Origin of the sequence: Kineococcus sp. NBC_00420, from assembly GCF_036021035.1 — a bacterium.
Classification (GTDB): Bacteria; Actinomycetota; Actinomycetes; order Actinomycetales; family Kineococcaceae; genus Kineococcus.
Genome location: NZ_CP107930.1, coordinates 4,322,838 through 4,335,642, shown reverse-complemented (window position 1 = coordinate 4,335,642; position 12,805 = coordinate 4,322,838). Strand labels below are relative to the sequence as shown.

Sequence of the window (12,805 nt, the reverse complement as noted above, 5' to 3'; positions counted from 1 at the left end):
GTCACGAGCCGATGACCGACCCGTCCACGGAACCCAGAACAGGCGCGACGATGAACTTCGAGCAGTCCGACAAACTCGCGAACGTCCTCTACGACGTGCGCGGGCCGGCCCTCAGCCGCGCGCAGCAGCTCGAGGACGCCGGACACCGGATCCTCAAGCTGAACATCGGCAACCCGGCCCCGTTCGGGTTCGAGGCTCCCGACGAACTGCTCCAGGACATGATCGCCAACCTGCCCGTCGCGCAGGGCTACAGCGACAGCAAGGGCATCCCCTCGGCCCGCCGCGCGGTCGTCCAGTCCAGCCAGCTCAAGGGCGTCCCGAACGTCGGCGTCGGTGACGTCTACATGGGCAACGGGGTCAGCGAACTCATCGTCATGGTGATGCAGGCGCTGCTCAACGACGGCGACGAGGTCCTCGTCCCCGCCCCCGACTACCCGCTGTGGACGGCGGCGGTCAGCCTCGCCGGCGGTCGCGCCGTGCACTACCTCTGCGACGAGTCGGCCGGCTGGGAACCCGACCTCGACCACCTGCGCGCGCAGGTCACCCCCCACACCAAGGCCCTCGTCGTCATCAACCCGAACAACCCCACCGGCGCGGTGTACGGGCGACCCGTCCTCGAGGGGATGCTGCAGGTGGCCCGCGAGTTCGGCCTGCTCGTCCTCTCCGACGAGATCTACGACAAGATCCTCTACGACGACGCCGTGCACGTCTCGACGGCCTCGCTCGCCCCCGACCTGCTGTGCATCACGTTCAACGGGTTGTCCAAGGCGTACCGGGTCGCGGGTTTCCGGTCCGGCTGGATGTACCTGTCGGGACCCAAGCGGCACGCACGGGGTTTCATCGAGGGACTCGACCTGCTGGCCAACATGCGCCTGTGCGCCAACGTCCCCGCGCAGTACGTCGTGCAGGCCGCGCTGTCCGGGCACCAGTCGATCAACGACCTCGTCCTGCCCGGTGGTCGCCTCGCCGAGCAGGCGCACCGCACGTGGGAACTCCTCAACGAGATCCCCGGGGTGAGCTGCGTGAAACCCCGCGGCGCGCTCTACTGCTTCCCCCGCCTCGACCCGGAGGTCCACGAGGTGAAGGACGACTACCAGCTCATCGTGGACCTGCTGGAGTCCCAGCACGTCCTCGTCGTGCAGGGTACCGGGTTCAACTGGCCGAAACCCGACCACTTCCGGATCGTCACCCTCCCCCGGGTCGAGGACCTGGAGAGCGCCATCGGGCGGATCGGTACGTTCCTCACCGACCGGTTGTTCTCGATGGCGTGACCCTCCCCCGACGAACCGCCCGGCCCGGCGCGCGGGTCAGCCACCCGTGCGCTGCCGCCAGGCGGTGAGGGCGAGCAGCAGGACGACCGCCTGGTCGGGCACGGTCACGTCGAGTCCCGTGCACTCGGTGATGCGCCGGAGCCGGTTCAGCACGGTGTTGCGGTGGCAGAACGTCCGCTCCGCCGTCACCGCGACGGAACCCGTCGCGGTGAAGGTGTCGAGGGTCTCCAGCAGCCGGTCGCGCTCGGGTGGGGTGAGGGCGAGCAGGTCGTGCAGCACGTCGTCGGCCAGGTCGTCGCGGATCGCCCCCAGCGCGCGGGCCGCGACGGCCAGCGCGTTGTCCGCAGGGCGCACCGGTCCGGTCGCCCCCGCCGGCAGCGCCCCCGCGACCTGCTGGGCCACCCGGACCGCCCGCGGCAGGCGAGCCAGTCCACGCGCCAGCGGACCGACCCCGCAGGGCACCGAACGCAGCACCGCGGGGACGGCGGCCCGTCCCGCCGCGACCTCGTCGGCGGGCCAGGTCCCCCGGGGCCGCGTCGCCAGGACGACGGTCCCGCCGCGCCACTCGTGCAGTCGCACACCGGCGGAGTTCCCGACGAGCCCGGCCACGGCCGTGCGGGAGGGCACGAACGCGCAGAAGACGTCGTCACCGACCCCGGCGCCCAGCACCGCGGCTGCCCGGGCCAGCAGGTCCCCGTCCTCACCGTCGGAGTCCAGGAAGGCCTCGACGATGCGTCGGCGGTCCCGGTCGCGTTCGTAGGCCAGGGCGGTCGCCGCCTCGTGGTAGCCGATCTGGACGTCGTTGGAGTGCTCCTCGACGGCCTGCCACAACTGCACCGGCAACGTGACCGCGGCGACCAGCGCCTCGGACGTCAACCGGTCGGCGAGTTCCTCCCACACGACCCGGAAGTGCAACCGCGTCCCGGTGGTGACGGCCGAGAGCGGGACGTCGATCTGCGCCCGGTGCCGGCCCACCGCGCGGGAGAGCTCCACCAGGCGGTCCGGGACGGGCAGGTCCACGAGCCGGCGCAGCACCCGTTCGTAGGTGTTGACCCCGTCGTCGAGGAGCCGGGCACGCTCGACGGCGCCGTCGGCGTAGGGCACGACCTCCATCAGCTGGGTGACGAAGCGTTCGGCCAGCGCGTCGACGTCGCCGAGCAGTTCCAGCAGGACCGAGCGCACGGCCGCCGTTTCGGCCGCGTTTCCGGTGCTGTGCATGTGCACACCCTAGCGAGGTGAACCCGTGTCCCGGCGTTCTTGTGCACGTCGGCCCGGAGGGGAATCCTCAGAACCCGGACGTTCCCCCTCGAGCAGAAGGAGCGGTGCCATGACGACGCTGCGCGTCGCACTGGTCCAGGCCGCCTGGACCGGCGACAAGGAGAGCATGATCGAGGCGCACGAGGAGTACGCGCGCCAGGCCGCCGACGCCGGTGCGCAGATCGTGTGCTTCCAGGAACTCTTCTACGGTCCGTACTTCGGGATCACCCAGGACAGCAAGTACTACGCCTACGCCGAGTCCGTCCCGGGCCCCACGGTCAAGCGGTTCCAGGCGCTGGCCGCGGAACTCGGCCTCGTGATGGTCCTGCCCGTCTACGAGGAGGAACAACCCGGCGTCCTCTACAACACCGCGGCAGTCGTCGACTCCGACGGAAAGTACCTCGGCAAGTACCGCAAGCACCACATCCCGCACCTGGACCGGTTCTGGGAGAAGTTCTACTTCCGCCCCGGCAACCTGGGCTACCCCGTCTTCGAGACCTCCGTCGGCAAGGTCGGGGTCTACATCTGCTACGACCGGCACTTCCCCGAGGGCTGGCGAGCCCTGGGTCTGGCCGGCGCCGAGATCGTCTTCAACCCCAACGCCTCCAAACCCTCGCTGTCCAACCGGCTCTGGGAACTCGAGCAGCCCACCGCGGCCGCCGCCAACGGGTACTTCGTCGCCGTCCCGAACCGGGTCGGGACCGAGACCGGCGAGTTCGGGGACGACGCGGTGCCGTTCTACGGGACCAGCTACATCGCCGACCCGATGGGGAACTTCGTGGGCGAGAAGGCCGGCAGCGAGAACCCGGAACTGCTGATCCGCGACCTCGACATGGACCTCATCCGCACGGCCCGCACCGACTGGCAGTTCTACCGCGACCGTCGCCCCGACTCCTACGGCGACCTGGTCCGGCCGTGACCACGGGACGGAGGACTCTCGTCGAGAACGGAACCCTGGTCTCCTCGACGGGCGCCGTCCGCACCGACGTGCTGATCGAGGGCGAGACCGTCGTGGCCCTGCTGGCCCCCGGGTCCTTCGCGTTCGAAGTGGACACCCGGATCGACGCGACCGGCTGCTACGTCCTGCCCGGCGGGGTCGACGTGCACACCCACATGGAGATGCCCTTCGGCGGGACCGAGGCGAGCGACACGTTCGCGACGGGAACCCGCGCCGCGGCCTGGGGCGGCACCACGACGATCGTCGACTTCGTCGTCCAGCGCACCGGCGAGGTCGTCGAGCGGGCGCTGGAGACCTGGCACGCCAAGGCCGCCGGGAACTCCGCGATCGACTACGGGTTCCACATGATCCTCGGTGGCGTGGACGAGGACTCGCTCACGGCAATGGACTCCCTCGTCGCCCACGAGGGCATCACCAGCTTCAAGCTCTTCATGGCCTACCCGGGGGTGTTCTACTCCGACGACGGCCAGATCCTGCGGGCCATGCAGCGCGCCACCGACAACGGCGCCACGATCATGATGCACGCCGAGAACGGCACCGCCATCGACGTCCTCGTCCAGCAGGCCCTGGCCCGCGGCGACACCGACCCCGTGTTCCACGGCACCACCCGCCCCGCCGCGCTCGAGGCGGAGGCCGTCAACCGGGCCATCGCCCTCGCCGACGTCGCCGGCGGGACCCCCCTCTACGTCGTGCACGTCTCGGCCTCCCAGGCGCTGGAACGCATCGCGACCGAACGCGCGAAGGGTGCGAACGTCTTCGCCGAGACGTGCCCGCAGTACCTCTACCTGACGCTCGAGGACCACCTGGGAGCCGGTGGACCGGGGAGTTTCGAGGGCGCCAAGTACGCCTGCTCCACTCCCCTGCGCTCCAGGCACGAGCCGCACGCCGCGGACCTGTGGAGGGGTCTGCGCACCGACGATCTCGCGGTGGTCTCCACCGACCACTGCCCGTTCTGCTTCAAGGACCAGAAGCAACTGGGCCGGGGGGACTTCTCGAAGATCCCCAACGGCATGGGCGGGGTGGAGCACCGGATGGACCTCGTCCACCAGGGGGTCGTCGACGGGCACCTGTCGTTGCAGCGCTGGGTCGAGACCTGTTCCACCACGCCGGCCCGGATGTTCGGGATGTACCCGCGCAAGGGCAGCGTGTCCCCCGGTTCGGACGCCGACGTCGTGATCTACGACCCGGCCGCGACCACCCGGATCTCGGCCGAGACCCACCACATGAACATCGACTACTCGGCCTTCGAGGGTTTCGAGCTGACCGGGTCCGTCCGCACCGTCCTGTCCCGCGGTGCGGTGATCGTCGACCGCGGGACGTACTCGGGCAGCCCGGGCCACGGGAGGTTCGTCCCCCGCGGCCTGTCCCAGTACCTGCGCTGAAAGGAGAACGCGATGGACTTCGGCGTCGTGCTGCAGACCACCCCACCCGCCTCCCGGGTGGTCGACCTGTCCCGGATCGCGGAGACCTACGGGTTCTCCCACGTCTGGACGTTCGACTCCCACGTCCTGTGGGAGGAGCCCTACGTCATCCACTCCGCGATCCTGCAGGCCACCCGCAAGGTGGTCGTGGGACCGATGGTCACCAACCCGGCCACCCGCGAGTGGTCGGTGACGGCCTCGACCTACGCGACGTTGAACGAGATGTACGGGCCGCGGACGATCTGCGGCATCGGCCGGGGAGACTCCGCCGTGCGGACGTTGTCGGGGAAACCCACGACGCTGGCGACACTGCGCGAGTCGGTCCACGTGATCCGGGAACTGGCCAACGGCCGGCCCGTCGAGCACCGCGGCCAGACCGTGCGGTTCCCGTGGGCGACCGACCACGGAGCCGGCCGGCAGACCGAGGTGTGGGTGGCCGCCTACGGCCCCAAGGCGTTGCAGCTCACCGGGGAGGTCGCCGACGGGTTCATCCTGCAGCTCGCCGACCCCGACATCACCGCCTGGACCATCAGGACGGTGAAGGACGCGGCGGCGGCCGCGGGCCGTGACCCCGAGACCGTGAAGATCTGCGTCGCCGCCCCCGCCTACGTCACCGACGGCAGCCGGGCCGGCCTGTACCACGCCCGGGAGCAGTGCCGGTGGTTCGGCGGGATGGTCGGCAACCACGTCGCCGACATCGTCGAACGCTACGGCAGCGACAGCAACGTGCCCGCGGCGTTGACGGACTACATCGAGGGCCGCGAGGGCTACGACTACAACCAGCACGGCCAGGTCGGCAACACCCACGCCGACTTCGTGCCCGACGAGATCGTCGACCGGTTCTGCCTGCTCGGCTCCCCCGCCGAGCAGATCGCCCGGCTGCGGGACCTGGAGGACCTGGGGGTGGACCAGTTCGCCCTGTACCTGCAGCACGACGCCAAGGAACAGACGCTGCGCGCCTACGGCGACCTCGTCCTGCCGGCCCTGGCCGAGACCGTGACGGCCCTCTCATGACGTGACCGCCCGCACCCTCCCGATCGACGCGGACCGGGAGGCGATGACCACGTGTTCCAGGCCCGGCCGGTCCGGCGCCTCCCGCACCTCCACCACGGTGAACCCGTGGTGGAGGAGGGAGGAACTCAGCTCGGCCGGGCCGCGGAAGCGCAGCGTCGACCCGGAGGTCAACCGCTCGCCGTCCGCGAAGGTGAACACGGTGCGGAAGGTCACCAGCGGCGGCGAGACCGCCAGCAGCTCGAACTCCGCGCGGACGGTCCCCTCCCCGGGGACCGTTCGCACCTGCGGCGGTCCCGACCAGGTCCGCCAGTCCTCGGCCTCCGGGCGCCTGGTCTCGAAGAGCAGGTGGCCGCCGGGCCGCACCGCCCGGGCGAGGCCCCGCAGCGCCGCGTCCCAGTCCCCGTCGGTGACGAACACCTGGGCCACGTTGCCGGTCATCACGGCCAGGTCGCACCCGAGCGCGGGAAGCTGCGCCGCCTCCACGGGCAGCCACGTCACGGCCGAGGTCCCCGGTCGGGCCCGGGCGACGTCCAGGCTCGCGAGCGCCGGGTCGGCGCCCGTCACCTCGTACCCCTCAGCGACCAGGAGCGCGGCCAGGACACCCGTCCCGCACCCCACGTCCAGGACGTGGTGCGCGCCGAGCTCGCCCGCGAGGGCGACGTAGGGCACCAGGTCGGGGCGGGGGTGGTCGAAGACGTCGTACAGGGCGGCCAGGCGGGGGTGGGCGAAGATCGGGTCCGGCACGCTCCGAGCCTGGCGCGGGCCACTCGGCGCCCGCACCGGGTTTTCGGTGGAAGCCAGGCCCGCCCCGTGGCAGGGTCCGGGTACCGATCGGGAGGAGCCGGCCGTGGCCGTCGCGCGTTTCAAGGACCTCTGCCTCGACACCCGGGACCACCAGGCGCAGGCCGACTGGTGGTGCGCCGTCCTGGGCTACGTCCGGCACGAGCCCGGTGACGGCCCGCGGGATCCGACGTGGCCGGTCCCGTTGCGCGACCCCTCCGGTGCGGGCCCGTTCCTCTGGGTGAACCCCGTCGCGGAGCCCAAGACGGTGAAGAACCGGATGCACCTCGACGTCGTCGGGGACCTCGCCGACCTCCTCGCGGCCGGGGCCACGATGGTGCGGCCTCGCGCCGAGGACCGCCCGTGGGACGTGCTGGCCGACCCCGAGGGCAACGAGTTCTGCGCCTTCCGCCCGGAGGCGTAGTCGCGTCCGGACGTGCGGTGGTGGCGGGGCGGGGATAGGCAGGGGGCATGGACGCCAAGGACATCCTGCTGGACGGCTACGGCCGCATCTCCCCGCTCGTGCACGCAGCGGTCGACGGCCTGGACGAGGACGCGCTGAGCGCCCGCCTCGATCCGGGGGCGAACTCGATCGCGTGGCTGGTGTGGCACCTCGCTCGGGTGCAGGACGACCACGTCAGTGACGTCGCCGGGCACGAGCAGACCTGGACGGCGGACGGCTGGGCGGAGCGCTTCGCCCTGCCGTTCGGACCGGGTGAGACGGGGTACGGCTTCGACGCGGACCAGGTGGGTCGGGTGCGGGTGGGCGCCGAACTGCTCACGGGGTACCTCGATGCGGTGCAGGTACGGACGGTCGACTTCCTGGACGGACTCTCCGGCGCTGACCTGGACCGGGTCGTCGACGACGCGTGGGACCCGCCGGTGACGTTGGGGGTCCGCCTGGTCAGCGTGCTGGACGACGACCTCGAGCACGCGGCGCAGGCGGCCTTCGTGCGGGGGGCGCTGGAGCGGCGCTGAAGCTCCCGGAACGCAACGATCCCCGCCCCAGCCGAAGCTGGGACGGGGATCGTGGACGGTCAGACCGTCAGCGTCTGAAGATCAGAGACGCGTGACGTTCGAGGCCTGGGGGCCCTTGGCGCCCTGGGTCACCTCGTACTCGACCTGGTCGTTCTCTTCCAGGTTGCGGAAGCCGTTACCGGCGATCGCGGAGTAGTGGACGAAGACGTCCGGGCCACCGTCGGTCGGGGCGATGAAGCCAAAGCCCTTTTCGCCGTTGAACCACTTGACAGTTCCCTGAGCCATGATGGCCTCCTCAAGGTGTACGCCCCACCGTAGTGGAGCTCGTCGCCGAGGGGCTGACCTGGTCTGGAAAGCGTGCTGGACCCTCGAGTGAATCCCGGGGCGCAAAAGCACGTCGAGAAACTGCGACTAGGAAGAACTTAGCACGATCGGGCCTGATGTCCAGTCCCCGTGCTGTGCTCTCCTCAGCCGGCGCGCAGCTGCGACACGAGCGGGCACCGGAACGGGTCGCGAGCGGCCAGGCCCACGTCGTTGAGGTACGCGACGATGTCCTTGAGGGCCTGCGGCAACGAGGTCTCGGTGTAGTCGATGCCGTGCTCGGCGCAGAAGCGGCGCACGAACGGCTGGACGGCGCGCAGGTTGGGCCGGGGCATCGAGGGGAACAGGTGGTGCTCCACCTGGAAGTTGAGGCCGCCCATGAAGAGGTCGACGAACCAGCCGCCGGAGATGTTGCGGGACATCAGCACCTGGCGACGGATGAAGTCGACCTTGGTCTCGCGGGCCACGATCGGCATGCCGACGTGGTTGGGCGCGAAGGCGCCGCCCATCGAGACGCCGAAGGCGGCCATGTGGACACCGAAGAACGCGGCGCCGCGAGCCGGCCCGAGCAGCAGCACGAGCGCGGCCAGGTAGACCCCCCAGTGGACGACGATGAGGGAGGCGTCGATCCAGCGCTTCTTGGCCCGGCGGCCGCTGATCAGCGACTTCGTGGAGTCGACGTGCAGGTTGAGCCCGGCCAGCAGCAGCAGCGGGTAGAACCAGTAGCCCTGCTTGGCCGTGGCCCAGCGCAGGACGCCCCGACGACCGGCGGCGGCCTCCTCGTGGAAGGAGACGACCTCGGACTCGATGTCGGTGTCGATCCCCCGGGCGTTGGGGGCCTGGTGGTGCTTGGTGTGCTTGCCCATCCACCAGCCGTAGCTGAGACCCGTCAGCAGCGCGGCGAAGATCCGGGCCGCCCACTCGTTGCCACGGTGCGAGGCGAAGATCTGCTTGTGCGCCCCGTCGTGGCCGAGGAAGGCGAACTGGGTGAGGACCAGCGCGAGCGGTGCCGCGACCAGCAGCACCAGCCAGGAGTCCCGGAGCAGGAACGCCCCCGCGACCACGGCGAGGAAGGCGACCGTGGTGAACGCGATGCGCCACCAGTAGTGCCCCGTCCGCCGGCGCATGAGGCCTGCGTCCTGCACGGCCGCGGTGAGCGTCGCGTACGGGGTGCTGCGGCGCGCCCGTGCGGGCGGCGGCTGCACCGGGTCGGACACGGACTCGGTCGTGGGCATGGTCGTCACTGGTCTCCTCGCGGGCGTTCAGAGGAGCACCGGGCGGTGCGTCCTCGCGTCGTGCCCGGGCGGGGGACCCCTGGACGGACACGACGGTGTGGCTCGTTCTCCGCTGCAGCCTCCCGCAGCGAGCCCCACGGTAGGCCAACGAGTGGAACCCCCCATCGGTGCCCACGCCGACGCCTTTAGGCTTCTGCGGTGCCGTTTGCGAGCCCTCGCGACTGTGACGGCACGCAGGGCACCGCGCACAGGAGAGAGCCGCACCAGTGAGCCAGTCCACCGAGCCCGACGCGTCGACCCCGGCCGAGGAGGCGACGAGGGAACAGGTCGCCCTCGAGGACGCTCACGTCGGGACGCTCTACGACCGGCTCGACGTCCTGCGCGCCCAGACCGCCGAGCAGCTCGCCGACGTCCGGCGCACCCTCGCGACCGGCACCCACCAGAGCCGCTTCGAGCGCGACGCCTTCGCGACCCTCTACGAGGACCGCCTCTCCCAGCTCTGGTCGGTGGAGAACCGGCTCTGCTTCGGGCGCCTGGACCTGCAGCCCGGCACCGAGGACCCGCGCCGCTACGTCGGCCGGCTCGGCCTGGCCGACGACCGGGGCAACCAGGTGCTCGTCGACTGGCGGGCGCCCGCGGCGCAGGACTTCTACCAGGCCACCGCGGCCGCTCCCCGTGACGTCGTCCGGCGCCGGCACCTGCTCACGGCGGGCCGCCACGTCACGGGCGTCGACGACGAGGTGCTCATCGCGGCCGAGGGTGAGCGCACCACGGGTGACGCGGCCCTGCTGGCCGCCGTCACCGCCCCCCGCACCGGCCGCATGGGCGACATCGTCGCCACCATCCAGGCCGAGCAGGACCGGGTCATCCGCGCCTCCGAGCGCGGGGTCCTCGTCGTCCAGGGCGGTCCGGGGACCGGCAAGACCGCCGTGGCCCTGCACCGGACGGCCTTCCTGCTCTACACCCACCGCGACCGCCTCGCCCGCAGCGGCGTCCTGCTGCTCGGCCCCAGCCCGGTGTTCCTGCGCTACGTGGAGCAGGTCCTGCCCGCGCTGGGCGAGACGGGCGTGGTGACCGCGACGCTGGCCGAGCTGTTCCCCGGGGTGCTCGCCCGGGGCGGGGACTCCGCCGCCGCGGCCTGGGTCAAGGGCTCGCTGCGGATGGCCGAGGTCCTCGACGCGGCCGTCGCCGACCGGCAGCGGATCCCCGCCCGACCGCTGCGCTTCGACCTCGACGGCACCCGGATCATGCTGCGTCCCGACGCGATCGCCTCGGCCCGCGCCCGTGCCCGGCGCGGTCGCAAACCGCACAACCTGGCCCGGGTGACCTTCGTCCGCGAGGTCCTGAACACGCTGGTCAACTCCCTCGCCCGCGCCCGCGGCGCCGACCTGGGCGAGGAGCGCGACGACCTCGTCACCGAACTGCGCGAGCACGTCGACGTCCGGCGCGAGGTCAACCTCTGCTGGATGCCGCTGACCCCGCAGAAGGTGCTCGCCGGTCTCTACCGCAACCCGGACCTGCTGGAACGCATCGCACCGCAGTTGTCGGCCACCGACCGCGCGGCCCTGCACCGCGAGGACGCGAGCGCCTGGAGCGAGGCCGACGTGCCCCTGCTCGACGAGCTCGCCGAACTCCTCGGCCCGCTGGAGGAGTCCGCGAACCAGGCCCGCCGCGACGCCGACCGCGAGGAGCAGGTCGCCTACGCGCGCAAGGTGCTCGAGGACTTCGAGGCCTCCGGGGTCGGCAACCCCCTGGTCAGCCCGGAACTGCTCGCCGACCGCTTCTCCACCGACGGACCGGTGGGCACGGTGGCCGAACGGGCCGCGCTGGACCGGACCTGGGCCTACGGCCACGTCGTGGTCGACGAGGCGCAGGAACTCTCCCCGATGGCCTGGCGCCTCGTCGAGCGCCGCTGCCCGTCGCGCTCGATGACCCTGGTCGGCGACGTCGCCCAGACGTCGAACCCCGCCGGCGCGCGCAGCTGGGCGCAGGCCCTGAAACCCGTCGTCGACGACCGCTGGCGGCTGGAGGAGCTCACCGTCAACTACCGCACGCCCGCGAAGATCTCCCGGGTCGCCGCCGACGTGCTGCGCTCCGCGGGCATCTCGGCGAACCCGCCGACCCCCGTCCGCGAGGGCGACCACGACCCCGTCGCGATCCCGCTGACCTCCGGGGCGGACGTCGTCGAGGTCGTGCGGGCCCGTTTCGCCGACCTGGACGAGGGGCGGGTCGCCGTCATCACCGCCGAGGTCGACGGAGCTCTGGGCTCGGACGCGCTGCGCGCCGCGATCTCCGCCGTGCTGCCCCGGGGGGCGGTCGCCGCCTCCCCCGACGACCTCGACGCCGCGGTGTCGGTGCTCGACGTGCACCGGGCCAAGGGCCTGGAGTTCGACGTCGTCGTGCTCGTCGAACCCGCGGCCGTCCTGCGCCGTCCCCGCGGCGCCAACGACCTCTACGTCGCCCTGACCCGCGCGACCCAGGAACTCCACGTCCTGCACGCCGAACCCCTCCCCGCCGGCATGGAGTCCCTCGCCTGACCGGCGGGGTGGGCCATGATCGCGGCATGAGCGACAAGCCCAGGGTGGCCGTCCTGCTGACCGGTGGAACCATCGGCAGCGGTGGTCACGACGACCTCGACCGCCTCGACTACGTCGACCTCGGGCACGTCCTCACCGACGAGGAGGCCCTGCCGCTCTACCGGTTCCCCGACGACGTGGACGTCTCCCCGCGCCGGGTCCGGCGGATCCCCAGCACGGCCGCCGACGAGGGGTTCTGGGCGGAGCTGCGCACCGCGGTGCTGACCATCGCGCGGGAGGAACCCGACGTCGCCGGGGTCGTCATCACCCACGGCACCGCGACCCTGGAGGAGACGGCCTACGTCCTGCAGCTCACGCTGGCGAGCGAGCTCCCCGTGGTGCTCGTCGGGGCGCAGCGCCCACCGACGGCGGTGGGTTCCGACGCGCAGGTGGGGCTCGCGAACGCGATCCGCGTCGCGGCCTCGCCGTCCTCGCGCGGGCACGGGGTGCTGGTCGTCATGGACGACCGGATCCTGTCGGCGCGCGACGTCCTCAAGACGTCGAACTCGGGTCTGGACACCTTCCGCGCCCGCGACCACGGCGCTCTCGGCGACGTCGACCCCTACGGCGGGGTCTGGTTCTACCGCAAGCTGCTGCGCCGTCACACCACGTCGTCGCGCTTCGCCGCGCAGGCCCACCCCGTGTGGCCGCGGGTGGAGATCGTGCCCGTCTGGGCCGGCGCCGACGCCCGGGTGGTGGAGCGTCCCGTCGCCGACGGCGCTCGCGGGCTGGTCGTCGCGTCGCTGCCGCCGAGCATGAACCCACCCGCCGTCGAGGTCGCGATCCAGCAGGCCGTCACCGCCGGGGTCGTCGTGGTCGCGAGCAGCCGCGCGATCACCGGCCGCGTCACGCAGCGGCACGCCTTCGACGAGCGCGGACTCGTCGGCAGCGACACGCTCTCCCCCCAGCAGGCCCGCATCCTGCTCTCGCTGTGCCTGGCGGCGGGTCTGGGACACGAGGAGATCGTCGAGGCGTTCGCCACGCACTGAACCCA

Annotated in this window: 12 protein-coding genes; 8 read left to right on the top strand and 4 right to left on the bottom strand. The window is 71.8% G+C overall.

The genetic code is table 11. The features are described from left to right. The first annotated feature begins 50 nt into the window (after positions 1-50). A complete protein-coding gene (locus OG218_RS21390; protein WP_328295241.1) occupies positions 51-1,271 on the top strand; it encodes a pyridoxal phosphate-dependent aminotransferase in 1,221 nt (406 codons plus the stop codon). Positions 1,272-1,307: 36 nt separating this feature from the next. Here the strand turns inward: OG218_RS21390 and OG218_RS21385 are convergent, their stop codons facing one another. Continuing rightward, a complete protein-coding gene (locus tag OG218_RS21385; RefSeq protein WP_328295240.1) occupies positions 1,308-2,489 on the bottom strand; it encodes a PucR family transcriptional regulator in 1,182 nt (393 codons plus the stop codon). Between the two features lie 109 nt (positions 2,490-2,598). On the opposite strand from OG218_RS21385, the gene OG218_RS21380 reads away from it, so the two are divergent. From OG218_RS21380 to OG218_RS21370, 3 genes are read left to right on the top strand one after another with little or no spacing between them, the layout of a single operon-like run. Then, positions 2,599-3,447 (top strand): nitrilase-related carbon-nitrogen hydrolase, encoded by an 849-nt coding sequence (locus OG218_RS21380; RefSeq protein ID WP_328295239.1) that lies wholly within the window; start codon positions 2,599-2,601, stop codon positions 3,445-3,447. Next, the gene (gene hydA, locus OG218_RS21375; protein ID WP_328295238.1) at positions 3,444-4,868 is read left to right on the top strand and encodes a dihydropyrimidinase; all 1,425 of its coding nucleotides are present in this window, start codon (positions 3,444-3,446) and stop codon (positions 4,866-4,868) included. The genes OG218_RS21380 and hydA overlap by 4 nt, the downstream gene beginning before the upstream one ends. Before the next feature lie 12 nt (positions 4,869-4,880). Then, the gene (locus OG218_RS21370; RefSeq protein ID WP_328295237.1) at positions 4,881-5,921 is read left to right on the top strand and encodes a TIGR03842 family LLM class F420-dependent oxidoreductase; all 1,041 of its coding nucleotides are present in this window, start codon (positions 4,881-4,883) and stop codon (positions 5,919-5,921) included. Here OG218_RS21370 and OG218_RS21365 read toward each other — a convergent pair. Next, a complete protein-coding gene (locus OG218_RS21365) occupies positions 5,916-6,665 on the bottom strand; it encodes a class I SAM-dependent DNA methyltransferase (RefSeq protein WP_328295236.1) in 750 nt (249 codons plus the stop codon). The genes OG218_RS21370 and OG218_RS21365 overlap by 6 nt on opposite strands. A gap of 103 nt (positions 6,666-6,768) precedes the next feature. Here OG218_RS21365 and OG218_RS21360 point away from each other — a divergent pair, with 103 nt between their 5' ends. Continuing rightward, positions 6,769-7,125, top strand: a complete 357-nt coding sequence (locus OG218_RS21360; protein ID WP_328295235.1) for a VOC family protein — start codon at positions 6,769-6,771, stop codon at positions 7,123-7,125. Between the two features lie 47 nt (positions 7,126-7,172). Further along, positions 7,173-7,679 carry a mycothiol transferase gene (locus OG218_RS21355; RefSeq protein WP_328295234.1) on the top strand — a complete coding sequence of 169 codons (507 nt, stop codon included), beginning with the start codon at positions 7,173-7,175 and terminating at the stop codon, positions 7,677-7,679. Positions 7,680-7,760: 81 nt separating this feature from the next. Here the strand turns inward: OG218_RS21355 and OG218_RS21350 are convergent, their stop codons facing one another. Together OG218_RS21350 and OG218_RS21345 are read right to left on the bottom strand one after the other, a co-directional pair. Next, positions 7,761-7,964, bottom strand: coding sequence for a cold-shock protein (locus OG218_RS21350; protein WP_012086670.1), 204 nt, complete (start codon positions 7,962-7,964; stop codon positions 7,761-7,763). Between the two features lie 182 nt (positions 7,965-8,146). Further along, the gene (locus tag OG218_RS21345) at positions 8,147-9,235 is read right to left on the bottom strand and encodes a fatty acid desaturase family protein (protein WP_328295233.1); all 1,089 of its coding nucleotides are present in this window, start codon (positions 9,233-9,235) and stop codon (positions 8,147-8,149) included. 266 nt (positions 9,236-9,501) lie between these two features. Between OG218_RS21345 and OG218_RS21340 the strand changes: the two genes are divergently transcribed. Beyond that, the gene (locus tag OG218_RS21340) at positions 9,502-11,772 is read left to right on the top strand and encodes a HelD family protein (protein WP_328295232.1); all 2,271 of its coding nucleotides are present in this window, start codon (positions 9,502-9,504) and stop codon (positions 11,770-11,772) included. Between the two features lie 26 nt (positions 11,773-11,798). After that, positions 11,799-12,800 (top strand): asparaginase, encoded by a 1,002-nt coding sequence (locus tag OG218_RS21335; RefSeq protein WP_328295231.1) that lies wholly within the window; start codon positions 11,799-11,801, stop codon positions 12,798-12,800. Positions 12,801-12,805: the final 5 nt, after the last annotated feature.

What these genes read in the sequence shown, in the direction of transcription:
- OG218_RS21390 (WP_328295241.1), top strand. Translation starts at nt 51, where the DNA reads ATGAACTTCGAGCAGTCCGACAAACTCGCGAACGTCCTCTACGACGTG.
- OG218_RS21385 (WP_328295240.1), bottom strand. Translation starts at nt 2,489, where the DNA reads ATGCACAGCACCGGAAACGCGGCCGAAACGGCGGCCGTGCGCTCGGTC.
- OG218_RS21380 (WP_328295239.1), top strand. Translation starts at nt 2,599, where the DNA reads ATGACGACGCTGCGCGTCGCACTGGTCCAGGCCGCCTGGACCGGCGAC.
- OG218_RS21370 (WP_328295237.1), top strand. Translation starts at nt 4,881, where the DNA reads ATGGACTTCGGCGTCGTGCTGCAGACCACCCCACCCGCCTCCCGGGTG.
- OG218_RS21355 (WP_328295234.1), top strand. Translation starts at nt 7,173, where the DNA reads ATGGACGCCAAGGACATCCTGCTGGACGGCTACGGCCGCATCTCCCCG.
- OG218_RS21350 (WP_012086670.1), bottom strand. Translation starts at nt 7,964, where the DNA reads ATGGCTCAGGGAACTGTCAAGTGGTTCAACGGCGAAAAGGGCTTTGGC.
- OG218_RS21345 (WP_328295233.1), bottom strand. Translation starts at nt 9,235, where the DNA reads ATGCCCACGACCGAGTCCGTGTCCGACCCGGTGCAGCCGCCGCCCGCA.
- OG218_RS21335 (WP_328295231.1), top strand. Translation starts at nt 11,799, where the DNA reads ATGAGCGACAAGCCCAGGGTGGCCGTCCTGCTGACCGGTGGAACCATC.